Source organism: Streptomyces ortus (assembly GCF_026341275.1).
GTDB lineage: Bacteria > Actinomycetota > Actinomycetes > Streptomycetales > Streptomycetaceae > Streptomyces > Streptomyces ortus.
The window spans coordinates 5,900,604-5,926,105 of record NZ_JAIFZO010000002.1; the positions used below are offsets into that span (position 1 = coordinate 5,900,604).

The following is a 25,502-nucleotide window of genomic DNA, read 5'->3' on the forward strand; positions in this document are numbered from 1 at the left end:
CTTCACTGTTGGGCCACTCCCGATCGTCCCGGTCAGTCAATCCCGATGCTCCCGGGTCGGCCGGTTCCGGTCGTCCCGGCGGGCCGGGGGACTATTCGCGGTCCTCGGCGGTCGCGCGGCGGCGCATCGCGAAGAACGCCCCGAGACCCGCGAGGATCACCACGCCCGCGACGATGCCGATGATGACGCCTGTCTGGTTCGACCCGCCGGAGGATTCGCCGTCGGCGGCCGGCGTCGCCGACCACCAGCTCCAGTAGCCGTCCTGTCCGTAGATGTTGCCCGCGGCCTCGGGCATCTTCGTGATCGACGCGATCTGGTCCGAGCGATAGGCCTCGACCGCGTTCGGGTACGCCATGACGTTCATGTACCCGGTGTCGTACAGCCGCGACTCCATCCGCTTGACGATTTCCGCCCTCTTGGTGGCGTCGTACTCGGCGAGCTGCTGGTCGTACAGCTCGTCGTACTTCTTGTCGCAGATGAAGTTGTCGGTCGCGCCGATGTCCTTGGGCGTCGCCGGGAGCGCAGCACAGGTGTGGATGGACAGGACGAAGTCGGGGTCGGGGTTGACGGACCAGCCGTCGAAGGCGAGGTCGTACTCGCCCGCCAGCCAAGGGTCGCTCACGTTGTCCCGGCAGTCGAGCGAGACACCGATGCCGAGCTTGCCCCACCACTCCTGCAGATACTTCCCGACCGCCTTGTCCGGCGGATCCGTGGCATGGCAGAGGATGCGGTAGGTGATCGGCTTGCCGTTCTTGCCGACCCGTTTGCCGTCACCGTTCTTCTTGTAGCCCGCCTCGTCGAGAAGCCGGGCGGCCTCGGCGGGGTCGTACGAGATCCGCCGGCTCTCCGCCGGCTTCCAGAAGTACGGGGAGAAGCGCGGCGGGATGTAGCCCTCGCCCTCCACCGCGTGGCCCTGGAACACCTTGTCGATGACGGTCCCGCGGTCCACGGCCGCGAACAGCGCCCGCCGGACCTTCGGGTTCTTCAGCGATTCATGCCCGTCGCCGAACTTCTTGCCGTTCTTCGCCTGGGCTCCCGGGTTGGTGGCGAGCGCGTAGAAACGGCGGCCCGGCGCGTCGTTGACCGTGACGTCCTGCTGGCTCTTCAGCGCCGCGGCCTGCGCGGGCGTCAGCCCCGAGACGAACGACACCTCGCCCTTCTGCAGCGCCGCGACCGCCGCGTCCCCGTCCTTGTAGTACTTGAAGACCAGCTCGTCGAACTTCGGAGCCCCGCGCCAGAACGACTTGTTGGGCTTCAGCCGTACGTAGCTGTCGGCCTTGTAGGCCGTCAGGACGAACGGGCCGTTGCCGACGATCGGGAACTTCTTGTCGTTGTTGAACTTGGAGAAGTCGTCGACCTTCTCCCAGACGTGCTTCGGGACGATCGGCACGTCCAGTGCGGCCATCGTGGCCTGCGGCTTCTTCAGCTCGATGACCAGCTTCGTGGGGCTGGGGGCGGTGACCTTCTTGAAGTTCGCGACGAAACTGCCGTTCGCGGTGGCCGCGCCCTCGTCGGTCATCATCGTGTTGAACGTCCACGCCGCGTCCTCGGCGGTGGCCTGCTTCCCGTCCGACCACTTCGAGTTGTCGCGGATCGTGTAGGTCCAGGTGAGCTTGTCGGCCGAGGGCTCCCACTTGGTGGCGAGACCCGGGATCGCGTGGTTGTCCTTCGGGTCGTAGTTGGTCAGGTACTCGTACATGAGCCGGTGGATGCTCGTACTGACCAGCCGCGACGCGAGGAACGGGCTCAGCGAGTCGACGCTCTGCGACACCGCGACCGTGAGGACCTGTTTGTCGTCCTTCGCCTCGGCCCGCTGGGGAGAGGGGCCGAGCGGGGTCAGCTGACCGACGGTGAGGGTGAGGGCGGCGGCACCGGCGACCGCGAAGATCCGCAGGACGGTGCCCCTCAGGCCGAACTGGTCGTGTGTGTCCATGGCTCGCTGACCTCACGTCATCACTCGCACGGAGATGGGCTGTTGCCCTGCCGATCCGGTGACCGCGGCCGGGTCGATGTGAGTGTCTATCAGCGCTGGTCGGCATGCGTCAACGGCCCGTGAACCCCGTGTGGCCTGCGGAAATAACGAGTTGACCCGGAATTCACGGTCATTGGTCCAGACCGGTGAAGGGTGCCTGGTAGGAGGCTGGCGGTACGGAACGGGGCTGGTACGGCGGTGTGTTGGCACCGGCCACGCGAGAAGCGTCCCGGGTGCGCCGAGGGCCCGCGCCGTGGAAGCACGGGGCGGGCCCTGAGGCTGGATCGACGGCCAGGAACTGGACCGTACGGGTGAACTGTGCGCGTGAACTGCGCGCGTCGGCTGTGCGGGCGGTTACTGGTGGGGCGGCGGGGGCGGAGGGGCCTGGGGGTTCTGCCCCTGCGAGTTCTGCTCCTGCGGGCTCTGCCCCTGGGATTCCTGACCGCCCTGCTCCGCCTGCGGGGGCTGGGCAGGCGGCTGGTGGGGCGGCGCCCCCGGCTGGAAGGGTGCACCCGGCTGTCCCGTCGGCTGCCCGGGCTGGGGCTGCTGCCAGCTCTGCGGAGCGGGATAGCCCATCTGCCCCGGCTGCTGCGGCGGGACCTGCTGCGCGGGCTGGGCTCCTTGCGGCGGGTAGGGCTGCTGGCCGGGGTGCGGCTGTTGCGGCGGCGACTGGGGTTGGGGGTGGGCCTGGGGCTGGGCCTGTGGGGGCTGGTACGGCTGGGCCTGCTGTGCGGGCTGGGCCTGCTGGGGGAAGGGGCCGGGATACTGCTGGCCTGGCAATGGCTGGCCCGGCACCGGCTGCCCCGGCTGGCCCGGGTACTGCTGTCCGGGTACGGGTTGCCCAGGCACGTGCTGCCCGTGGAGGGGCTGCCCAGGCATGGGCTGGCCCGGGCCGGGCATCGGCTGACCAGGCATCGGCGGGGCGGCGACCGGCGGCGGGTTGCCGTCCGACGTCCACAGCCCCTGCGACTGCTGGTGCCGCGCGATGTCCTCCGCGACCAGCGCCGACAGGTTGAAGTACGCCTCGCGCACCTTCGGCCGCATCATGTCGAGGTTGACCTCGGCACCCGCCGCCAGGTGCTCGTCGAACGGGACGACGACCACACCCCGGCAGCGCGTCTCGAAGTGGCTGACGATGTCGTCCACCTTGATCATCTTGCCGGTCTCGCGCACCCCGGAGATGACGGTGAGGGACCGCGACACCAGATCCGCGTACCCGTGCGCCGACAGCCAGTCCAGCGTCGTACTGGCGCTGCTGGCACCGTCCACGGACGGCGTCGAGATGATGATGAGCTGGTCGGCGAGGTCGAGTACACCGCGCATGGCGCTGTACAGCAGGCCCGTACCGGAGTCCGTGAGGATGATCGGGTACTGCCTGCCGAGCACGTCGATCGCGCGCCGGTAGTCCTCGTCGTTGAACGTGGTCGACACGGCCGGGTCGACGTCGTTGGCGATGATCTCAAGACCCGACGGGGCCTGCGAGGTGAATCGCCTGATGTCCATGTACGAGTTGAGGTAGGGGATCGCCTGTACGAGGTCGCGGATGGTGGCCCCGGTCTCGCGGCGCACACGGCGGCCGAGCGTACCGGCGTCCGGGTTGGCGTCGATGGCGAGGATCTTGTCCTGCCGCTCGGTGGCGAGCGTGGCACCGAGCGCGGTGGTCGTGGTCGTCTTGCCCACGCCGCCCTTGAGGCTGATGACGGCGATGCGGTAGCACGAGAGCACCGGAGTACGGATCAGGTCGAGCTTGCGCTGCCGCTCGGCCTCCTCCTTCTTGCCGCCGAGCTTGAACCGGGAGGACCCGGCGGCGGGCCGCCCGCTCTTCGCCTTCTGCTTCTTGTTGTTGAGCAGCCGGTCGGACGACAGCTCCACGGCCGCCGTGTAACCGAGCGGCGCCCCCGGGTTGGTCCGCTGCCGCTGATCGTGCTGCACGGGCTGCGGCCAGGCGGTACCGGTACGGGGATCGACGGGGGGCTGCTGTTCCGGCTGGCCCTGGCTCGGGCCCTGCGCATGGGGCGGCTGCGGTTGAGGTTGCGGTTGGGCCTGTGCCGGTGCCTGAGCCTGCGGCGGCTGGTAGGGCTGACCCTGCTGGGGGAACGGCTGCGGGGCGGGCTGTTGAGGAGCCGGCGCCTGCGGGGCTTGCGGAGCCTGCGCCTGCGGGAACCCGTAACCCCCCTGCTGGGCAGGCGAGTCGGGGACCCCGGGCTGAGGGAAGCCGTAACCGGGCTGCGGGCCGGGGGCGTTGGGCGTGTGCGGCGCGGGGCTGCCCGGCTGGGCCGGTGCGCCCGGCTGCGGGAACCCGTAAGCGGGGGCCGGCGCGGAGGGGTTCGCGGCAGCCGGGTCCGGCTGGGCGGGCTGAACGGGCTGGGCGGGCTGCGCCTGAGCGGCTGCCCTGCGCGCGCGCCGGGCCTCCTCCAGAGCGCCACGCAGGTCCTCCCCGGACTGCGGGGACTGCGGGGACTGCGCGGGCTGGGCCGGCTGCGCGGCGACAGGTCCGGGCGGCGGGAAGCCGTAACCGCCCTGCGGTCCCGGACCCGCGACCGGCGGGGGAGCCGGCACCGGAGCCTGAGGCTGAGCCGGAGGCACAGTCGAGCTCCCGGGCTGCGGCTGCTGCGAGTGCTGGGGCGGCTGCGGCTGCGGCTGCGGGGAGCCAGGAGGTGCCTGGGCCGCCGCCGGGGGCGTACCGGGAACGCTGTCCTGCGCCCCCGGAGTCGTACCCGGGGCACTGAACTGCGGGAACCCGTAACCACCGGGGGCCGGAGTGCTGGCGGCAGCGGGGGCAGCGGATGCAGCCGGGGCCGCGGGCGTCCCGGGCGTGACCGGCCAGGCCGGCGGAGAGGACTGCGGCGCCTGCGGCTGGAACGGCTGTCCCTGCGGCGGCGCGGACGGCTGAGCTGGAGCGTCCGCCTGCGGCTGCCCGTCCTCACCCTCCGTCGACGTGGGCCACTGTCCGGCGGAAGCGGGCGCGGCAGGCTGGTACGCGGGCGGCAGCGGAGGCAGTCCGCCCTGCGGCAGCGGGGGCGGAGTCCACGCGGGAGGTGTGTCCCGCACGGCGCCGTCCTGCTCGGAGTCGGTCACGGCGTCCGTCGCGGGGTCCGCCAAGGGACCCGCAACGGGACCCGTAACGGACGCGGAATCGCCGAGATCGCCGGAACTCTGTGCGAGGGCGTCAACAGGCTGCGGCTCGTCGTCGTCCGCGAACGTCTGTGTGGCCGCGGCTGCGGTTGGGGCCTCGTCCTCCAGCCCTTCCTTCCGCTTGTCGCCCTCGGTCTCGCCCTTGCTCTCGTCCTCGTCGGTGGTGACGGACAGCACGGGTGCGTCCACCGGAGACGTCTCCTCGGCTCCTGCGTCCACCTCGTCGTCGTCCTCGGACGGACTGCCGAACGCGACCTGGACGACGTCCCCGTCGGCGCTCTCGGTGCCGTCGGCAACCGGAGCCGGGCCGACGGACTTGGCCTCAGCCTCAGACCCGGACCCGGACCCGGACCCGGACCCGGACCCGGACCCGGACCCGGCCTCGGGCTCAGGCTCGACCTCGGACACGCGCCCGCTCTCGGCCTGGGACTCGGCTGCCGCGCGCTCCGCGGCCTCCCGCTTCACGGCGCCGGGGGAGATGCGCAGGGTGGCACCGCTCTCGATGTCCCCACTGTCGCCGTCGGCGTTCCCGGTGCTCCCCGTGGCGTCGGGAGCCGAGGAGGGCTGAGGAGCCGCAACCGGCGCCGCCGGCGGAACCGGCGGAGACCACGCCTGCTGTTCCTGCTGACCTTGCTGTCCCTGCTGTCCCTGTCCCGGCCCCTGGAAGTTCGGCAGATTCGGGACGGCGGCAGGCCCTCCCGAACCGCCGCCCGGCGTCTCGGAAACGCCGCCCTGCGGCTCGTACCCACTGCCCACAGGCAGTTTCGGAACGCCGACCGGCCCCCGGGCCGGAGCTACAGGAGGAACAGGAGCAACGGGCGGAACAGGAGGCGGAACCGGCGCGGTGTAGGGAGCCCCGGAAGCGAACGCCGGCACACCCGGCAGCCGGGGGCCGAACGAAGGCGCGACCGGTGCCCGCTGGGGCTCCGGCGCCCCACCGGCCGTACCGCTCGCGTCCCGCTCCGCCTGAGAGTCGGCCTCCGCCTTCTCCCCCTTGCCGGACCCGTCTGAACCGTCGGACTCGTCGGACTCGTCGGACTGGTCCGCCTCGTCCGCCTCGTCCGCCTCCTCCGTCTCCGTGACCGCCGGGGAAGCTCCGCCCGAACTGCCTGACGCGTTCTGCGTGTACCAGGCGGGAGGGGCGTAGTCGATGGTGAACTCGCCCGTCGTCTCGACGGCGGACTCCGCGTCGGACTGGTCATCGCCGGGTGTGGCCCAGCCCCCGCGGATCCCGTCCCGATCGCTGTTCACAATTCCTCCTGGTGTGGTCGAGCACCCTCATGTCGAGCCGGGGCGACCGTTCTCGTCGTCCGGGGCCTTTCGACGCGCCCCGGATCCCCCTGTGAAGCGGCGGTCCCGTCCACGGGTACTACTGCCGCGCCCACCCCAGCCTAATCACCACAACCACCCCCACGGCAGGCCCGTCCACCCCCGCGGTCCCGCCCACTACGTCACAGCCTGCCCAGAAGTGGCGTATGAACGGCCTTGCGCGGAAGGCAAAGTGGACAAAGAGCGCGAAAACGAGAAGGGCCGGTGGCATCCGTGCCACCGGCCCTTCTTCTGTGCCGCGGTGCGCCCCTCTCACTCCACGGCGTCCGCCGCCGTACTAAGGGCTGTCCCGTAACTCCCGGCGGGCGCACGACGACAGCTACGGCACCTCGCGGCGTTGCCGGATCGCCCGAATACACCCGGTATGAGGGCGACCGCGCCTTGCGATGCACCGGCTCGACGCCGCACGCTGATCCACCGGGAGTTACGGGACAGCCCTTACTGTCCCTAACAAAGGCGTTGGACGTGGCGGTGGGTGATCAGGCAGACGGCGAGTCCGAGGAACGCTTCGTGGATGTCGTCGCGTCGTTCCCAGCGGATGCGCAGGCGGCGGAAGCCGTGGAGCCAGGCGATCGTGCGCTCGACGACATAGCGGAAAATGCCCAGGCCAGTGCCGTGAGGCTCGCCTCGCTTCGCGATCACGGGGCGGATCCCGCGCTGCCAGAGCAGACGGCGGTACTTGTCGTGGTCGTAGCCACGGTCGGCCAGCAGCGCATCCGGCCGTCGGCGGGGTCTGCCGACCTGGCCCGCGACGGCCGGGATCTTGTCGAGCAGCGGCATGAGCTGGGTGATGTCGTTGCGGTTTCCGCCGGTCAGCGACACGGCGAGCGGGATGCCCTGGCCGTCGACGATGAGGTGGTGCTTGCTGCCCGGACGTGCGCGGTCGACCGGGCTGGGTCCGCTTTTGGGCCTCGCCGGGCCGCGCGGACGTGCGAGGAGTCGATCACCGCCCTGGACCAGTCCAGCTGGTTTTTCGACCGCAGTTTCTCCAGCAGCAGCACATGCAGCTGGTCCCAGACGCCGGCCTCGTTCCAGGCCGCCAGGCGCCGCCAGCAGGTCATCCCCGAGCCGAAGCCCAGCTCCTGGGGCAGGTACTCCCACTGGATCCCGGTGTGCAGGACGAACAGGATCCCGCACAGGGCCTGCCGGTCCGGCACGCGAGGTCTGCCCTCGACCAGCTTCGGCGCCGGCTCGGGCAACAACGGCTCGATCAGTGCCCACAGTTCATCCGACACGATCCACGGTCGCGACTGACGTTTCCCCACGACCAGACCAACGACAGACCGCACCGATAGTCACATGATCAACGGCTTTTGTTAGAGACAGTTAGTCGGCCGCGCCCCCGCCGTCCTGCGGAGCCGGCTCCAGATCGAACTCGCCGTCACGCGCACCGAGCACGAAGGCACGCCACTCGGCCTCGGTGTACCGCAGGACCGTGTCCGGGTCGAGCGACGACCGCATGGCCACCGCTCCCTCGGGGAGGTACGCGATCTCTACCCGCTCCTCGTGCTCCTCGGTACCGGGCGCGCTCTGCCATTCGACTTCCGAGATGTCGAGGGCGTAGAGCTCGTCCTTCTCCCGCTCCTTGCGCGCCTTGACGTCCTTGTCCTCTGCCTCGGCCATGGCGAAGCGACCCCTTCCAGACGAACGAACCCGACAAACCAACCGACAGGCGAATCGGCAAACCAGTCGCCGCACACATCCGACCCGCGGATGACTTCGCGTCACCCTACTGGGACCGGCCCTGGCCTCCCCGGACTCCCGGAACCCCGGTCGGAGGGGCCCCCACCCCCTGGTACGCTGTGTTACGGCCGTATGTGTACGCACCCCCGGACCGCCCCCTTGGGGCCCTGGAGGTCGCGCTCAGCGGATCCCCGCCTCCCGAGTTACGGAAGCTCCCCTGAGAAGTGGACCAGGGGCACTCGGTGGCCATCAGAACACTACGAGGAGTACGCGTGCCGCTCGATGCCGCTACGAAGAAGCAGCTCATCACGGAGTTCGGTCAGAAGGAGGGCGACACCGGCTCTCCCGAGGTTCAGGTCGCGATGCTCTCGCGCCGTATCTCGGACCTGACCGAGCACCTCAAGACCCACAAGCACGACCACCACTCCCGTCGTGGTCTGCTGATCCTGGTCGGTCAGCGCCGTCGCCTCCTGCAGTACCTGGCGAAGAAGGACATCCAGCGCTTCCGTGCGCTGGTCGACCGCCTGGGCATCCGCCGCGGTGCGGCGGGCGCCAAGTAAGACATCGTGAAGGGAGCGGTTCCCACGTAAGAGGGGGCCGCTCCCTTTGCTGTACGTGCGGAGTGTCACCACCCCTTTGTAGTGTGGTGGCACAACGCAATACGCAGCACACAGCGTGGTACCGGTACGGCACACAGCGACGTACGGCCGCCACACCGCACGACACGAGGAAGAGCGCGCCTCGCCGCCGCCGGTCCTCGGTAGTGGCCCCCGGGAGACCGTGAGACCCGGGAGCTTCGATCGAAGACCGGCCCGCACGAGAAGGCGCGCTTCTCCGCAGAAGCGTTCCCCCGCCACACGGGCGGGCCGGGACGAAAGACGAAAAGTATCGGAGAAAACGCTAGTGGAGAACGAGACCCACTACGCCGAGGCCGTTATCGACAACGGAACCTTCGGCACCCGCACCATCCGCTTCGAGACGGGCCGCCTGGCCAAGCAGGCCGCTGGCTCCGCCGTGGCGTACCTGGACGACGACACCATGGTGCTGTCGGCCACCACCGCTTCCAAGAAGCCCAAGGACAACCTCGACTTCTTCCCCCTCACGGTGGACGTCGAGGAGCGGATGTACGCGGCCGGCAAGATCCCCGGCAGCTTCTTCCGCCGCGAGGGCCGGCCCTCCGAGGACGCGATCCTCACCTGCCGCCTCATCGACCGCCCGCTGCGCCCGTCCTTCAAGAAGGGCCTGCGCAACGAGATCCAGGTCGTCGCCACGATCATGGCGCTCAACCCCGACCACCTGTATGACGTCGTGGCGATCAACGCCGCCTCCGCGTCCACGCAGCTGGCCGGCCTGCCCTTCTCCGGCCCGATCGGCGGCGTCCGCGTCGCGCTGATCAACGGCCAGTGGGTCGCGTTCCCGACGCACACCGAGCTCGAGGACGCCGTCTTCGACATGGTCGTCGCCGGTCGCGCCCTTGAGGACGGCGACGTCGCGATCATGATGGTCGAGGCCGAGGCCACCGAGAAGACGATCCAGCTCGTCGCGGGCGGCGCCGAGGCGCCCACCGAGGAGATCGTGGCCGCCGGTCTGGACGCCGCGAAGCCCTTCATCAAGGTGCTCTGCAAGGCCCAGGCCGACCTCGCCGCGAAGGCCGCCAAGCCGACCGGCGAGTTCCCGGTCTTCCTGGACTACCAGGACGACGTCCTGGAGGCCCTGACCTCCGCGGTCAAGAGCGAGCTGGCCCAGGCGCTCACCATCGCGGGCAAGCAGGAGCGCGAGGCCGAGCTGGACCGCGTCAAGGAGATCGCCGCCGAGAAGCTGCTCCCGCAGTTCGAGGGTCGCGAGAAGGAGATCTCCGGCGCGTACCGCTCGCTGACCAAGTCCCTGATGCGTGAGCGCGTCATCAAGGACAAGGTCCGCATCGACGGCCGCGGCGTCACGGACATCCGTACGCTCGCCGCCGAGGTCGAGGCCATCCCGCGCGTGCACGGCTCCGCCCTGTTCGAGCGTGGCGAGACCCAGATCCTGGGCGTCACCACCCTGAACATGCTCCGGATGGAGCAGCAGCTGGACACCCTTTCCCCGGTGACCCGCAAGCGGTACATGCACAACTACAACTTCCCGCCGTACTCCGTCGGCGAGACCGGCCGCGTCGGCTCCCCGAAGCGCCGCGAGATCGGCCACGGAGCGCTCGCCGAGCGCGCCATCGTGCCGGTCCTGCCGACGCGCGAGGAGTTCCCCTACGCGATCCGTCAGGTGTCCGAGGCCCTCGGCTCCAACGGCTCGACGTCCATGGGCTCGGTCTGCGCCTCCACCATGTCGCTGCTGAACGCCGGTGTGCCCCTCAAGGCCCCCGTCGCCGGCATCGCCATGGGTCTGATCTCCCAGGAGATCAACGGCGAGACGCACTACGTCGCCCTCACCGACATCCTCGGTGCGGAGGACGCCTTCGGCGACATGGACTTCAAGGTCGCCGGCACCAAGGAGTTCGTGACCGCCCTCCAGCTGGACACCAAGCTGGACGGCATCCCCGCCTCCGTCCTGGCCGCGGCCCTCAAGCAGGCCCGCGACGCCCGCCTCCACATCCTCGACGTGATGATGGAAGCGATCGACACGCCGGACGAGATGTCCCCGAACGCCCCGCGGATCATCACGGTCAAGATCCCCGTGGACAAGATCGGTGAGGTCATCGGCCCGAAGGGCAAGATGATCAACCAGATCCAGGAGGACACCGGCGCCGACATCACGATCGAGGACGACGGCACCATCTACATCGGTGCCCAGCAGGGCTCGCAGGCCGAGGCCGCGCGCGCCACGATCAACTCGATCGCCAACCCGACCATGCCGGAGGTCGGCGAGCGCTACCTGGGCACCGTCGTGAAGACGACGACCTTCGGCGCGTTCGTGTCGCTGCTCCCGGGCAAGGACGGACTGCTGCACATCTCGCAGATCCGCAAGCTCGCCGGCGGCAAGCGCGTGGAGAACGTCGAGGACGTCGTGGCCGTGGGCTCCAAGGTCCAGGTCGAGATCGCCGAGATCGACTCCCGCGGCAAGCTCTCCCTCATCCCCGTGATCGAGGGCGAAGGCGACGACGATGAGAAGAAGGACGACACCGACAAGTGACGTCGAGTAGCTCTACGACGACGGCCCGCACCTCCTCGGAGGCGCGGGCCGTCGCCCGTACCCAAACCCTGATCAAGGGCGAGAACGGCATCGGCACGGTCCGCAAGACCACCCTTCCCGGGGGCCTGCGCATCGTCACCGAGACCCTGCCCTCCGTGCGCTCCGCCACCTTCGGCATCTGGGCGCACGTCGGCTCGCGCGACGAGACGCCGGCTCTGAACGGCGCCACGCACTACCTCGAACACCTCCTCTTCAAGGGCACGGACAAGCGCAGCGCCCTGGACATCTCCTCCGCGATCGACGCGGTCGGCGGCGAGATGAACGCGTTCACGGCCAAGGAGTACACGTGCTACTACGCACGCGTGCTCGACACCGACCTGCCGCTCGCCATCGACGTGGTCTGCGACATGCTCACCGGCTCGCTGATCCGCGAGGAGGACGTGAACGTCGAGCGCGGCGCGATCCTCGAAGAGATCGCGATGACCGAGGACGACCCGGGCGACTGCGTGCACGACCTGTTCGCGCACACCATGCTCGGCGACACCCCGCTCGGCCGCCCGGTCCTCGGCACGGTCGACACGGTCAACGCCCTCACCGCGGACCGCATCCGGCGCTTCTACAAGAAGCACTACGACCCGACCCACCTCGTGGTCGCAGCCGCCGGCAACGTCGACCACAACAAGGTCGTACGCCAGGTCCGTGCCGCCTTCGAGAAGGCGGGCGCGCTCAAGCGGCAGGACGCCACCCCCATCGCCCCGCGCGCCGGCTCCCGCATCCTGCGCACCGCCGGACGCGTCGAGCTCATCGGCCGCAAGACCGAGCAGGCCCATGTCGTCCTCGGCATGCCGGGCCTGGCCCGCACCGACGAGCGCCGCTGGGCGCTCGGCGTCCTGAACACCGCACTGGGCGGCGGCATGTCCTCCCGGCTCTTCCAGGAGGTCCGCGAGAAGCGTGGCCTCGCCTACAGCGTGTACTCGTACACCTCGGGCTTCGCCGACTGCGGTCTCTTCGGCGTGTACGCGGGCTGCCGGCCCAGCCAGGTCCACGACGTGCTGAAGATCTGCCGCGACGAACTCGACCAGGTCGCCGCACACGGTCTGCCCGACGACGAGATCGACCGCGCCATCGGCCAGCTCCGCGGCTCCACGGTCCTCGGCCTGGAGGACACCGGCGCGCTGATGAACCGTATCGGCAAGAGCGAACTGTGCTGGGGCGAGCAGATGTCCGTCGACGACATGCTGACCCGGATCGAGTCGGTCACCCCGGACGACGTCCGGGAGGTCGCCGCCGAGCTCCTGGGCCAGCGGCCCTCGCTGTCCGTCATCGGTCCGCTGAAGGACAAGCAGGCGTCCCGTCTGCACGACGCCGTCGCGTAGAGCGGCACACGTCGGCGTACGTCATCGACTAAGGAATCAAGAACATGAGCAAGCTGCGCGTGGCGGTCCTCGGCGCCAAGGGGCGTATCGGATCAGAGGCGGTACGGGCCGTCGAGGCGGCCGAGGACCTGGAGCTGGTGGCCGCCCTCGGACGCGGGGACTCCCTGGAGGCCCTGACCGGCACCGGCGCCCAGGTCGTCGTCGAACTCACCACCCCCGACTCGGTGATGGACAACCTCGACTTCTGCCTCCGCCACGGCATCCACGCCGTGGTCGGTACGACGGGCTGGACCGACCAGCGCCTCGCCCAGCTGACCGCCTCGCTGGCCGCCGCACCGGGGACGGGCGTGCTCATCGCCCCGAACTTCTCCATCGGCGCGGTGCTCACCATGAAGTTCGCGGAGGTGGCCGCGCCGTACTTCGAGTCCGTCGAGGTCATCGAACTGCACCACCCGAAGAAGGTGGACGCCCCCAGCGGCACCGCCACCCGCACCGCCCAGCTCATCGCCGCCGCCCGGCAGAAGGCGGGCAGCGCCCCGCAGCCCGACGCCACGGCGACGGGCCCGGACGGCGCGCGCGGCGCGGACATCGACGGCGTCCCGGTGCACTCGGTCCGGCTGCGCGGCCTGCTGGCCCACCAGGAGGTGCTGCTCGGCGGCGAGGGCGAGACCCTCACGATCCGCCACGACTCCCTGCACCACAGCAGCTTCATGCCGGGCATCCTGCTGGGCGTGCGCCGCGTCGTGGACACCCCGGGCCTCACCTTCGGCCTGGAACACTTCCTGGATCTGAAGTAGCCGCCATGACAGCCAAAATCACGTACGCCGTCACGGCAGCCGTCCTGGTCGTCTACTTCGTCCTGGTCGGCAGCCGGGGCGTGCTGCTCATCCAGCACGGTTCGCTGCTCACGGTCACCTTCGGGGTCGCCGTCCTGATCCTGCCGGTGATCGGTGTCTGGTTCCTCTGGAAGAACACCCAGTTCGTGCAGCGCGCCAACCGGCTCGCCACCGAGCTCGACGCCGAGGGCGGGCTGCCCGTCGACCAGCTCAGGCGCACCCCGTCCGGCCGTATCGACCGCGACTCCGCCGACGAGGTCTTCGCCCGGCGCAAGGCGGAGACGGAGGAAGCCCCCGACGACTGGCGCAGCTGGTTCCGTCTGGCGGTCGCCTACCACGACGCCCGCGACACTCCACGCGCCCGCAAGGCGATGCAGCACGCGATCGCCCTGCACGACGGCAAGCCCGCACGGGCCTGAACGGTGTGTACGACGAAGGGGCCGACCCGCATCAGCGGGCCGGCCCCTTCGTCGTACACACCGCTTACGCGTGCTGCCGGTACTCGTCCGCCCAGACCTCGACACCGTCCGCGGCCCGGTCGAAGGCCTCGGGGCGCCCCAGGAAATCCGCGTTGTGCGTGGTCAGCAGGGGAGTCGTCTCATTGCCGGAGTGGCCGCCGCGGACGAGGACGAGCGCCTGCCCCTGCACGGTCCGCGGCATCCCGAGCCAGCGCACCGGCTGCTGCACGGTGCGTACGACCATGACATGCGCCCACGGTGTCGTGGTCGTCTGCACGAAGCGCACCCGGCGCAGTCCGGCGGCGCTCACCCACGCGCCCATCCGCAGCAGCCGCAGCGCACTCGCGATGACCACCACGGCGAGCACCAGGCACACCGAGCCCCCGGACGCGTTCCCGGCCACGGCGATGATGACCGCCGCGAACAGCAGGTACGAGGCGAGCAGCAGCGAAAGCGCGGCCGAGCCGACCCGCCAGGGGCCGGGCCGGTAGGGACGCCGCCACTGGTCGCGGTCGTCGAACGGCAGCGCGAGATCCTCGCCGGCCTCTTCGAAAGCGCGATCGGCGGTCAGAAAGGGCAGGGGCACGACTGATCCTCACTCAATCCACGCATGGACTATGCCCGGTGAGGCTACCTAGCCCGATCTCCGCCCACCACCCGCGGGGGTCCATGAGGGTGCTGCCCGGCCACGGGGCCGGTGGGAGAGGAGGTCAGCGGCGCGAGGACGCGTCGGACTGCTGCGTGTGCGCGGGCGAGACGTCGGCCGAGAGGGCGGGCAGCCCGACGAACAGGGAGCCCGCGAGGCCCGCCACCACGGTGAGGCCTATGAGCCATCGGCCGACCAGTTCACCGGCGGAGGCCCGCTGACGCGGCGGGGGAGCGACATTGCTGCGGAACTGGTCGGCTTCGGCGATGAAGGCGAACGGTACGGGCTCGCGCCGACGGAACATGGGGTGCGCTTCTCCTCAGGGAACGCGAATCCTCCGGGGATTCGACCTCCGGGGATTCGAACGAATCGTTGTCATCAATACAGACGAGCGAGTGCCCCAAAAGGTGCCATCTTTCACCGGATGCGCAGAAGTTCGCCGAATGTGTCGCGGCACGGCACCGGACCCCTCGTTGTCGGTGCCTGGCCGTAGAGTGGTCGCCGCCCGAGCCAGTACTGGGAAGGACCCTCCACGCCGTGACCGACACCCCCGCCGACGACCTCAAGCCCAGCTTCCGCAGCGATGTCACCGTCGAGTTGGTGAAGCACACCGCTTCCGACTCCGACGTGCTGTTCGCCGCCCGGGTCTCGACCCTCGGGGAGCAGTCCCTGGGCGAGTTGCAGAAGGACCCGGAGCGTTCGAAGGGCCTGATCAACTACCTGATGCGGGACCGGCACGGCAGCCCCTTCGAGCACAACTCGATGACCTTCCTGATCAGCGCCCCGATCTTCGTCTTCCGCGAGTTCATGCGGCACCGCGTGGGCTGGTCGTACAACGAGGAATCGGGCCGCTACAGGGAGCTGGAGCCGGTCTTCTACGTCCCTGGCGCGTCCCGCAAGCTGGTCCAGGAGGGCCGCCCCGGCAAGTACGTCTTCGTGGAGGGCACCGAGGCCCAGCAGGAGCTCACGGGCCGCGTCATGGAGGACTCGTACCGCCAGGCGTACGAGGCGTACCAGGAGATGCTCGCCGCCGGTGTGGCCCGCGAGGTCGCCCGCGCCGTCCTCCCGGTGGGCCTGTTCTCCTCGATGTACGCGACGTGCAACGCCCGCTCGCTGATGCACTTCCTCGGTCTGCGCACCCAGCACGAGCAGGCGAAGGTCCCGTCCTTCCCGCAGCGGGAGATCGAGATGGTCGGCGAGAGGATGGAGGCGGAGTGGGCCCGGCTCATGCCCCTCACGTACGCCGCCTTCAACACGAACGGGCGCGTGGCGCCGTAGCGCACCTCGATCCCCCGTCGGACACGCCATCGGGCACATCTGTACGGGTCGGCCAGGCGAAGTGTCCGTATTGCGGCATTTCAGGAAGTTCATCTAGCCTGATCAAACGGACCCGGCACTGCTTGAACCCCCGAGCAGGCAGTGCCGGGTTCCACTTTTGTCCTGACTTGTCGCCTCCCCCGAGGGCAGACCGTACAGTGAGCAGCGAGTAGCGTGTTACCCATGGCTCCGACCTCCACTCCGCAGACCCCCTTCGGGCGGGTCCTCACTGCCATGGTCACGCCCTTCGCGGCGGACGGCGCACTCGATCTCGACGGCGCGCAGCGGCTCGCCACCCACCTGGTGGACGCAGGCAACGACGGCCTGATCGTCAACGGCACCACGGGCGAGTCCCCGACCACCAGCAACGCGGAGAAAGCGGACCTCGTACGAGCCGTACTGGAGGCCGTCGGCGACCGCGCCCACGTCGTAGCGGGCGTCGGCACGAACGACACGCGCCACAGCATCGAGCTGGCCCGCGACGCCGAGAAGGCCGGCGCACACGGTCTGCTCACCGTGACGCCGTACTACAACAAGCCCCCGCAAGAGGGCCTGTACCAGCACTTCACCACGATCGCCGACGCCACCGGCCTGCCGGTCATGCTCTACGACATCCCCGGCCGCAGTGGTGTCCCGATCAACACCGAGACCCTGGTGCGCCTCGCCGAGCACCCGCGTATCGTCGCCAACAAGGACGCCAAGGGTGATCTCGGCCGCGCCAGCTGGGCCATCGCCAGTTGCGACCTCGCCTGGTACTCGGGCGACGACATGCTGAACCTGCCGCTGCTCTCCGTGGGCGCGGTCGGCTTCGTCTCCGTGGTCGGCCACCTGGTCACCCCCGAACTGCGGGCCATGATCGACGCCTACCTGAGCGGCGACGTCCAGAAGGCCACCGAGATCCACCAGAAGCTGCTCCCCGTCTTCACCGGGATGTTCCGGACCCAGGGCGTCATGACCAGCAAGGCCGCACTCGCCCTGCAGGGCCTGCCCGCCGGACCGCTGCGCCTGCCCATGGTCGGCCTGTCACCCGAGGAGACCGCGCAACTCAAGATCGATCTTGCCGCCGGCGGGGTACAGCTCTAACCACAGACTTCACAACTGAATACGTACGACCAAGCAGGCCGAGCGCCTGCTCCACCAGACAACTGCTACTGCACGAACGTCATGCGCGCCACGTGCCCTGCCAGGTACGTGGCGTGTGTGGTGAGGAGAGTCTTTTGAGTCATCCGCATCCGGAACTCCGTCTGCCGCCGAAGCTGCCCCAAGGGGGCCTCCGCGTCACCCCGCTCGGTGGCCTCGGGGAAATCGGCCGAAACATGACGGTCTTCGAGTACGACGGCCGCCTTCTGATCGTCGACTGCGGCGTGCTCTTCCCCGAGGAGGAGCAGCCCGGGATCGACCTGATCCTTCCGGACTTCAGTTCGATCAGGGACCGCCTCGACGACATCGAGGGCATCGTCCTCACGCACGGCCACGAGGACCACATCGGCGGTGTCCCGTTTCTCCTCCGCGAGAAGCCGGACATCCCGCTCATCGGCTCCAAGCTGACCCTCGCCCTCATCGAGGCGAAGCTGCAGGAGCACCGCATCCGCCCGTACACCCTTGAGGTCGCGGAGGGCCACCGCGAGCGAGTGGGCCCCTTCGACTGCGAGTTCGTGGCGGTCAACCACTCCATCCCGGACGCCCTCGCGGTCGCCATCCGCACCCCCGCGGGCATGGTCGTCCACACCGGCGACTTCAAGATGGACCAGCTCCCGCTGGACGGGCGCCTGACCGACCTGCACGCCTTCGCGCGGCTGAGCGAGGAAGGCATCGACCTTCTCCTCTCGGACTCGACGAACGCCGAGGTCCCGGGCTTCGTCCCGCCCGAGCGCGACATCTCGAACGTGCTGCGGACGGTCTTCGCGAACGCCAGCAAGCGCATCATCGTGGCCAGCTTCGCCAGCCATGTGCACCGCATCCAGCAGATCCTCGACGCCGCCCACGAGTACGGCCGCCGGGTCGCCTTCGTCGGCCGCTCGATGGTCCGCAACATGGGTATCGCGCGAGACCTCGGCTATCTGAAGGTTCCGCCGGGCCTCGTGGTGGACGTCAAGACACTGGACGACCTCCCCGAGCACGAGATCGTCCTCGTCTGCACCGGCTCACAGGGCGAGCCGATGGCGGCCCTGTCGCGGATGGCCAACCGGGACCACCAGATCCGCATCGTCCAGGGCGACACGGTGATCCTGGCGTCGTCCCTCATCCCGGGCAACGAGAACGCGGTCTACCGCGTCATCAACGGCCTGACCCGCTGGGGCGCCAACGTCGTCCACAAGGGCAACGCCAAGGTGCACGTCTCGGGCCACGCCTCCGCCGGCGAGCTCCTGTACTTCTACAACATCTGCAAGCCGCGGAACCTCATGCCGGTCCACGGCGAATGGCGCCACCTGCGCGCCAACGCCGAGCTGGGCGCCCTCACCGGCGTCCCGCACGACCGGATCGTGATCGCCGAGGACGGCGTGGTCGTCGACCTCATCGAGGGCAAGGCGAGAATCGCCGGCAAGGTCCAGGCGGGTTACGTGTACGTCGACGGCCTCTCGGTCGGCGATGTCGGCGAGCCCACGCTCAAGGACCGCAAGATCCTCGGTGACGAGGGGATCATCTCGGTCTTCGTCGTGCTGGACACCAGCACGGGCAAGATCACCGGAGGGCCGCACATCCAGGCCCGCGGCTCGGGCATCGAGGACTCCGCCTTCAGCGCGGTCCTCCCGAAGGTCGTCGAGGTCCTGGAGAGGTCGGCCCAGGACGGCGTCGTCGAAGCCCACCAGATGCAGCAGCTCATCCGCCGCACCCTGGGCAAGTGGGTCTCGGACACCTACCGCCGCCGGCCGATGATCCTGCCGGTCGTCGTCGAGGTCTGAGCGACCTCGTAGCACGTACACCCGGAGCGGGGCACCTCGATTTGCATCGGGGTGCTCCGCTCCAGTACGTTTACGGCTCCGCCTGAACGGGAACCCGACACAACTTGGTGTCCGGACCTCCTCGCAGGGGGCGGAAATTCCGACTCAGAACTTCTGATAAAGTCGGGATCGCCGGAAAGGGAAACGCGAAAGCGAAAACCTGGAAAGCACCGAGGAAATCGAGACCGGAAACGGTCTGATAGAGTCGGAAACGCAAGACCGAAGGGAAAAGCCCGGAGGAAAGCCCGAGAGGGTGAGTACAAAGGAAGCGTCCGTTCCTTGAGAACTCAACAGCGTGCCAAAAATCAACGCCAGATATGTTGATACCCCGTCCATCACCGCAGGGTGGTGGGTGGAGGTTCCTTTGAAAAAGTCCTGCCGGGCGCAAGCACGGCAGGCGCATCAGCGAGGACGCTGTGAACGGCCTTCCTTATTCCGGTTGGTCGTTCCGCTCTCATGATGTGAACCGGATTACCGGTAAACATTCACGGAGAGTTTGATCCTGGCTCAGGACGAACGCTGGCGGCGTGCTTAACACATGCAAGTCGAACGATGAACCACTTCGGTGGGGATTAGTGGCGAACGGGTGAGTAACACGTGGGCAATCTGCCCTTCACTCTGGGACAAGCCCTGGAAACGGGGTCTAATACCGGATGATACTTCTGCAGGCATCTGTGGGGGTTGAAAGCTCCGGCGGTGAAGGATGAGCCCGCGGCCTATCAGCTTGTTGGTGAGGTAGTGGCTCACCAAGGCGACGACGGGTAGCCGGCCTGAGAGGGCGACCGGCCACACTGGGACTGAGACACGGCCCAGACTCCTACGGGAGGCAGCAGTGGGGAATATTGCACAATGGGCGAAAGCCTGATGCAGCGACGCCGCGTGAGGGATGACGGCCTTCGGGTTGTAAACCTCTTTCAGCAGGGAAGAAGCGAAAGTGACGGTACCTGCAGAAGAAGCGCCGGCTAACTACGTGCCAGCAGCCGCGGTAATACGTAGGGCGCAAGCGTTGTCCGGAATTATTGGGCGTAAAGAGCTCGTAGGCGGTCTGTCGCGTCGGATGTGAAAGCCCGGGGCTTAACCCCGGGTCTGCATTCGATACGGGCAGACTAGAGTGTGGTAGGGGAGATCGGAATTCCTGGTGTAGCGGTGAAATGCGCAGATATCAGGAGGAACACCGGTGGCGAAGGCGGATCTCTGGGCCATTACTGACGCTGAGGAGCGAAAGCGTGGGGAGCGAACAGGATTAGATACCCTGGTAGTCCACGCCGTAAACGGTGGGAACTAGGTGTTGGCGACATTCCACGTCGTCGGTGCCGCAGCTAACGCATTAAGTTCCCCGCCTGGGGAGTACGGCCGCAAGGCTAAAACTCAAAGGAATTGACGGGGGCCCGCACAAGCAGCGGAGCATGTGGCTTAATTCGACGCAACGCGAAGAACCTTACCAAGGCTTGACATCGCCCGGAAAGCATCAGAGATGGTGCCCCCCTTGTGGTCGGGTGACAGGTGGTGCATGGCTGTCGTCAGCTCGTGTCGTGAGATGTTGGGTTAAGTCCCGCAACGAGCGCAACCCTTGTTCTGTGTTGCCAGCATGCCCTTCGGGGTGATGGGGACTCACAGGAGACTGCCGGGGTCAACTCGGAGGAAGGTGGGGACGACGTCAAGTCATCATGCCCCTTATGTCTTGGGCTGCACACGTGCTACAATGGCAGGTACAATGAGCTGCGATACCGCAAGGTGGAGCGAATCTCAAAAAGCCTGTCTCAGTTCGGATTGGGGTCTGCAACTCGACCCCATGAAGTCGGAGTTGCTAGTAATCGCAGATCAGCATTGCTGCGGTGAATACGTTCCCGGGCCTTGTACACACCGCCCGTCACGTCACGAAAGTCGGTAACACCCGAAGCCGGTGGCCCAACCCCCTTGTGGGGAGGGAGCTGTCGAAGGTGGGACTGGCGATTGGGACGAAGTCGTAACAAGGTAGCCGTACCGGAAGGTGCGGCTGGATCACCTCCTTTCTAAGGAGCACTTCTTGGCTGTCAGGTTCTGCCTGATGGTCCAGAGGCCAGTTCATCGGCGAACGTCCGGTGCTGGTTGCTCAAGGGTGGAACGTTGATTATTCGGCACACTCAGCCTTCTTCGGCTGTAAGTACTGTCCTTCGGGGCGTGGAAAGCAGACCTGAAGGGATGAGGGTGTCGGGCACGCTGTTGGGTGTCTGAGGGTACGGACTTCAAGTCTGGATCTTCAGTGCCGGCCCCGGTAAAGCATCGCGTAAGTGGTGTGTGACGGGTGGTTGGTCGTTGTTTGAGAACTGCACAGTGGACGCGAGCATCTGTGGCCAAGTTTTTAAGGGCGCACGGTGGATGCCTTGGTACCAGGAACCGATGAAGGACGTGGGAGGCCACGATAGTCCCCGGGGAGCCGTCAACCAGGCTTTGATCCGGGGGTTTCCGAATGGGGAAACCCGGCAGTCGTCATGGGCTGTCACCCACATCTGAACACATAGGGTGTGTGGAGGGAACGCGGGGAAGTGAAACATCTCAGTACCCGCAGGAAGAGAAAACAACCGTGATTCCGGGAGTAGTGGCGAGCGAAACCGGATGAGGCCAAACCGTATGTGTGTGAGACCCGGCAGGGGTTGCGCATGCGGGGTTGTGGGATCTCTCTTTCACAGTCTGCCGGCTGTGAGGCGAGTCAGAAACCGTTGGTGTAGGCGAAGGACATGCGAAAGGTCCGGCGTAGAGGGTAAGACCCCCGTAGTCGAAACATCAACGGCTCGTTTGAGAGACACCCAAGTAGCACGGGGCCCGAGAAATCCCGTGTGAATCTGGCGGGACCACCCGCTAAGCCTAAATATTCCCTGGTGACCGATAGCGGATAGTACCGTGAGGGAATGGTGAAAAGTACCGCGGGAGCGGAGTGAAATAGTACCTGAAACCGTGTGCCTACAAGCCGTGGGAGCGTCGCGCATCAAGTTTACTTGGTGCGTCGTGACTGCGTGCCTTTTGAAGAATGAGCCTGCGAGTTTGCGGTGTGTTGCGAGGTTAACCCGTGTGGGGAAGCCGTAGCGAAAGCGAGTCCGAATAGGGCGGTATAGTAGCGCGCTCAAGACCCGAAGCGGAGTGATCTAGCCATGGGCAGGTTGAAGCGGCTGTAAGAGGTCGTGGAGGACCGAACCCACCAGGGTTGAAAACCTGGGGGATGACCTGTGGTTAGGGGTGAAAGGCCAATCAAACTCCGTGATAGCTGGTTCTCCCCGAAATGCATTTAGGTGCAGCGTCGTGTGTTTCTTGCCGGAGGTAGAGCACTGGATAGGCGATGGGCCCTACCGGGTTACTGACCTTAGCCAAACTCCGAATGCCGGTAAGTGAGAGCGCGGCAGTGAGACTGTGGGGGATAAGCTCCATGGTCGAGAGGGAAACAGCCCAGAGCATCGACTAAGGCCCCTAAGCGTACGCTAAGTGGGAAAGGATGTGGAGTCGCACAGACAACCAGGAGGTTGGCTTAGAAGCAGCCACCCTTGAAAGAGTGCGTAATAGCTCACTGGTCTAGTGATTCCGCGCCGACAATGTAGCGGGGCTCAAGCGTACCGCCGAAGTCGTGTCATTCATACACATATCCCCAACGGGAGTATGGATGGGTAGGGGAGCGTCGTGTGCCGGGTGAAGCCGCGCCGGAAGGCAGTGGTGGACGGTTCACGAGTGAGAATGCAGGCATGAGTAGCGATACACACGTGAGAAACGTGTGCGCCGATTGACTAAGGGTTCCTGGGTCAAGCTGATCTGCCCAGGGTAAGTCGGGACCTAAGGCGAGGCCGACAGGCGTAGTCGATGGATAACCGGTTGATATTCCGGTACCCGCTGTGAAGCGTCAAACATCGAACCAGGCGATGCTAAGTCCGTGAAGCCGTTCCGGACCCTTCGGGGAATGGAAAGTGGTGGAGCCGACGGACCAGACCTGTAGTAGGTGAGTGATGGGGTGACGCAGGAAGGTAGTCCAGCCCGGGCGGTGGTTGTCCCGGGGTAAGGGTGTAGGACGTGATCCAGGTAAATCCGGTTCACATAAGTCTGAGACCTGATGCCGAGCCGATTGTGGTGAAGTGGATGATCCTATGCTGTCGAGAAAAGCCTCTAGCGAGTTTCATGGCGGCCCGTACCCTAAACCGACTCAGGTGGTCAGGTAGAGAATACCGAGGCGTTCGGGTGAACTATGGTTAAGGAACTCGGCAAAATGCCCCCGTAACTTCGGGAGAAGGGGGGCCATCACTGGTGATCCGATTTACTCGGTGAGCTGGGGGTGGCCGCAGAGACCAGCGAGAAGCGACTGTTTACTAAAAACACAGGTCCGTGCGAAGCCGTAAGGCGATGTATACGGACTGACGCCTGCCCGGTGCTGGAACGTTAAGGGGACCGGTTAGTCAAACTTCGGTTTGGCGAAGCTGAGAACTTAAGCGCCAGTAAACGGCGGTGGTAACTATAACCATCCTAAGGTAGCGAAATTCCTTGTCGGGTAAGTTCCGACCTGCACGAATGGCGTAACGACTTCTCGACTGTCTCAACCATAGGCCCGGTGAAATTGCACTACGAGTAAAGATGCTCGTTTCGCGCAGCAGGACGGAAAGACCCCGGGACCTTTACTATAGTTTGATATTGGTGTTCGGTTCGGCTTGTGTAGGATAGCTGGGAGACTGTGAAGCTTGAGCGCCAGCTCGGGTGGAGTCGTCGTTGAAATACCAGTCTGGTCGTGCTGGATGTCTAACCTGGGTCCGTGATCCGGATCAGGGACAGTGTCTGATGGGTAGTTTAACTGGGGCGGTTGCCTCCTAAAGAGTAACGGAGGCGCCCAAAGGTTCCCTCAGCCTGGTTGGCAATCAGGTGTTGAGTGTAAGTGCACAAGGGAGCTTGACTGTGAGACCGACGGGTCGAGCAGGGACGAAAGTCGGGACTAGTGATCCGGCGGTGGCTTGTGGAAGCGCCGTCGCTCAACGGATAAAAGGTACCCCGGGGATAACAGGCTGATCTTCCCCAAGAGTCCATATCGACGGGATGGTTTGGCACCTCGATGTCGGCTCGTCGCATCCTGGGGCTGGAGTCGGTCCCAAGGGTTGGGCTGTTCGCCCATTAAAGCGGTACGCGAGCTGGGTTTAGAACGTCGTGAGACAGTTCGGTCCCTATCCGCTGTGCGCGTAGGAATATTGAGAAGGGCTGTCCCTAGTACGAGAGGACCGGGACGGACGAACCTCTGGTGTGCCAGTTGTCCTGCCAAGGGCATGGCTGGTTGGCTACGTTCGGGAGGGATAACCGCTGAAAGCATCTAAGCGGGAAGCCTGCTTCGAGATGAGTATTCCCACCAACTTGATTGGTTAAGGCTCCCAGTAGACGACTGGGTTGATAGGCCGGATGTGGAAGCCCTGTAAGGGGTGGAGCTGACCGGTACTAATAGGCCGAGGGCTTGTCCTCAGTTGCTCGCGTCCACTGTGTTGGTTCTGAAACCACGAACAATCCCATACCCGTGTGGCCACGGGGTGTGGTGCCGCAGTTTGAGAGTTTCATAGTGTTTCGGTGGTCATAGCGTGAGGGAAACGCCCGGTTACATTCCGAACCCGGAAGCTAAGCCTTACAGCGCCGATGGTACTGCAGGGGGGACCCTGTGGGAGAGTAGGACGCCGCCGAACTATTATTAAGAGAGCTGGTCCCTGAACTTAGGTTCAGGGACCAGCTCTTTTTTGTTGTGCGTCACTTGGAGTTCACGTTGCCCGACCAACATCACCTGCATGAGTACTGCAGCAAGGCTCAGGGCCGCGGGTGTCGGAGCCGGTGACGAGGTCATCGTGCCGGCGTTCGGGAACGCAGAGGTCGCCGAGGCCGTCATCGCGACCGGCGCGCTACCGGTGTTCGTCGACATCGATCCCAGTACGTACTGCGTCGACGCCGCCGAGGTCGAGGCGGCTGTCGGGCCGCGGACGGCCGCACTGGTCGCCGTCCACCGCTTCGGGCGGCTCGCCGACATGCCGCGCCTGTGGGACATCGGCCGGCGCCGCGGGCTGCTGGTGCTCGAACAGGGCGAGTCCGAGGCGCCGCACGCCGAGGTCGAGGAGCGTAGGGCACATGCCACCTACCTCGACGGGCGGTTGCGGGGAGTGCGGACTCCGGAGTGCGGAGCGGGGCACACCTACCAGCAGTACGTCGTGCGGGTGTTGGGGAACGGACGGCCGGACCGCGATGCCTTCGCACGGGCTGTGCGGGCCAAGGGCGTCGAATGCAGGGTGCCGGTGAAGACACCCGTGCACCGGATGCCCGCGTTCAGGCGGGACGTCTGTCTGCCGGAGACGGAACGGGCCGCCGACGAGACGCTCGCGCTGCCCGTCAACGCGTCGCTGACGAAGCGGGAGATGCAGCGGATCGTGTCCGCGTGCAATGCCCTCGGCGGACTGCTCCAGCCTGCCTTCTGAGGTGCCGGGCGCGGTATCGAACGCAGTTGGGAGCACACCGGCGTTCGGGGTATGCTTTATTCCGTTGCCACGAGGGAAACCTCAAAAGCAACAGGCCCCTATAGCTCAGTCGGTAGAGCGTCTCCATGGTAAGGAGAAGGTCAACGGTTCGATTCCGTTTGGGGGCTCAGACGGAAAAGGCCTCCGCCCTTGTGGGCGGGGGCCTTTTGCGTTTCCCGGGGCCGGTGGGGCCCCGGGAA

General features: G+C 66.7%; 14 protein-coding genes, 1 tRNA gene, 3 rRNA genes and 1 pseudogene. 13 read left to right on the forward strand and 6 right to left on the reverse strand.

Going from position 1 to position 25,502, the window contains the following annotated elements:
- Window positions 1-91: 91 nt before the first annotated feature.
- From K3769_RS29435 to K3769_RS29450, 4 genes and pseudogenes are all read right to left on the reverse strand, one after another.
- Window positions 92-1,933 carry an ABC transporter substrate-binding protein gene (locus K3769_RS29435; protein WP_267029283.1) on the reverse strand — a complete coding sequence of 614 codons (1,842 nt, stop codon included), beginning with the start codon at window positions 1,931-1,933 and terminating at the stop codon, window positions 92-94.
- A 393-nt stretch (window positions 1,934-2,326) separates the two neighbouring features.
- Window positions 2,327-6,358 (reverse strand): SCO5717 family growth-regulating ATPase, encoded by a 4,032-nt coding sequence (locus tag K3769_RS29440; protein ID WP_267029284.1) that lies wholly within the window; start codon window positions 6,356-6,358, stop codon window positions 2,327-2,329.
- A gap of 525 nt (window positions 6,359-6,883) precedes the next feature.
- Window positions 6,884-7,725, reverse strand: a pseudogene (locus tag K3769_RS29445) (IS5 family transposase).
- Window positions 7,726-7,762: 37 nt separating this feature from the next.
- Window positions 7,763-8,059, reverse strand: a complete 297-nt coding sequence (locus K3769_RS29450) for a DUF397 domain-containing protein (RefSeq protein WP_267029285.1) — start codon at window positions 8,057-8,059, stop codon at window positions 7,763-7,765.
- A gap of 332 nt (window positions 8,060-8,391) precedes the next feature.
- Here K3769_RS29450 and rpsO point away from each other — a divergent pair, with 332 nt between their 5' ends.
- The 5 genes from rpsO (at window position 8,392) to K3769_RS29475 (ending at window position 13,873) form a co-directional block, all read left to right on the forward strand.
- The gene (gene rpsO / locus K3769_RS29455) at window positions 8,392-8,679 is read left to right on the forward strand and encodes a 30S ribosomal protein S15 (protein ID WP_020128575.1); all 288 of its coding nucleotides are present in this window, start codon (window positions 8,392-8,394) and stop codon (window positions 8,677-8,679) included.
- A gap of 343 nt (window positions 8,680-9,022) precedes the next feature.
- Window positions 9,023-11,242 carry a polyribonucleotide nucleotidyltransferase gene (locus tag K3769_RS29460; protein ID WP_267029286.1) on the forward strand — a complete coding sequence of 740 codons (2,220 nt, stop codon included), beginning with the start codon at window positions 9,023-9,025 and terminating at the stop codon, window positions 11,240-11,242.
- The gene (locus K3769_RS29465; RefSeq protein ID WP_267029287.1) at window positions 11,239-12,618 is read left to right on the forward strand and encodes a M16 family metallopeptidase; all 1,380 of its coding nucleotides are present in this window, start codon (window positions 11,239-11,241) and stop codon (window positions 12,616-12,618) included. The genes K3769_RS29460 and K3769_RS29465 overlap by 4 nt, the downstream gene beginning before the upstream one ends.
- A 44-nt stretch (window positions 12,619-12,662) precedes the next feature.
- On the forward strand, window positions 12,663-13,415 hold the full coding sequence (gene dapB, locus K3769_RS29470; RefSeq protein ID WP_267029288.1) for a 4-hydroxy-tetrahydrodipicolinate reductase: 753 nt from the start codon (window positions 12,663-12,665) through the stop codon (window positions 13,413-13,415).
- A gap of 5 nt (window positions 13,416-13,420) precedes the next feature.
- Window positions 13,421-13,873 (forward strand): tetratricopeptide repeat protein, encoded by a 453-nt coding sequence (locus K3769_RS29475; protein ID WP_267029289.1) that lies wholly within the window; start codon window positions 13,421-13,423, stop codon window positions 13,871-13,873.
- 64 nt (window positions 13,874-13,937) lie between these two features.
- Here K3769_RS29475 and K3769_RS29480 read toward each other — a convergent pair whose 3' ends face one another.
- A complete protein-coding gene (locus K3769_RS29480; protein ID WP_267029290.1) occupies window positions 13,938-14,498 on the reverse strand; it encodes an SCO5741 family PH domain-containing membrane protein in 561 nt (186 codons plus the stop codon).
- Between the two features lie 124 nt (window positions 14,499-14,622).
- Window positions 14,623-14,862 (reverse strand): hypothetical protein, encoded by a 240-nt coding sequence (locus K3769_RS29485; RefSeq protein WP_267029291.1) that lies wholly within the window; start codon window positions 14,860-14,862, stop codon window positions 14,623-14,625.
- Between the two features lie 233 nt (window positions 14,863-15,095).
- Here K3769_RS29485 and thyX point away from each other — a divergent pair, with 233 nt between their 5' ends.
- The 8 genes from thyX (at window position 15,096) to K3769_RS29525 (ending at window position 25,430) form a co-directional block, all read left to right on the forward strand.
- A complete protein-coding gene (gene thyX, locus K3769_RS29490; protein ID WP_267029292.1) occupies window positions 15,096-15,836 on the forward strand; it encodes an FAD-dependent thymidylate synthase in 741 nt (246 codons plus the stop codon).
- Between the two features lie 222 nt (window positions 15,837-16,058).
- Entirely contained in the window at window positions 16,059-16,958 is a 900-nt protein-coding gene (gene dapA, locus K3769_RS29495) for a 4-hydroxy-tetrahydrodipicolinate synthase (RefSeq protein ID WP_267029293.1), read from the forward strand.
- A gap of 134 nt (window positions 16,959-17,092) precedes the next feature.
- Window positions 17,093-18,778 (forward strand): ribonuclease J, encoded by a 1,686-nt coding sequence (locus K3769_RS29500; RefSeq protein ID WP_267029294.1) that lies wholly within the window; start codon window positions 17,093-17,095, stop codon window positions 18,776-18,778.
- A 523-nt stretch (window positions 18,779-19,301) separates the two neighbouring features.
- Window positions 19,302-20,829, forward strand: a 16S ribosomal RNA gene (locus K3769_RS29505).
- A gap of 319 nt (window positions 20,830-21,148) precedes the next feature.
- Window positions 21,149-24,271 (forward strand): 23S ribosomal RNA (locus K3769_RS29510).
- Window positions 24,272-24,369: 98 nt separating this feature from the next.
- Window positions 24,370-24,486 (forward strand): 5S ribosomal RNA (rrf, locus tag K3769_RS29515).
- The 16S, 23S and 5S rRNA genes sit together here, the layout of an rRNA operon.
- Before the next feature lie 99 nt (window positions 24,487-24,585).
- On the forward strand, window positions 24,586-25,263 hold the full coding sequence (locus K3769_RS29520) for a DegT/DnrJ/EryC1/StrS family aminotransferase (protein WP_267029295.1): 678 nt from the start codon (window positions 24,586-24,588) through the stop codon (window positions 25,261-25,263).
- Between the two features lie 94 nt (window positions 25,264-25,357).
- Window positions 25,358-25,430: transfer RNA gene (locus K3769_RS29525), tRNA-Thr, on the forward strand.
- Window positions 25,431-25,502: the final 72 nt, after the last annotated feature.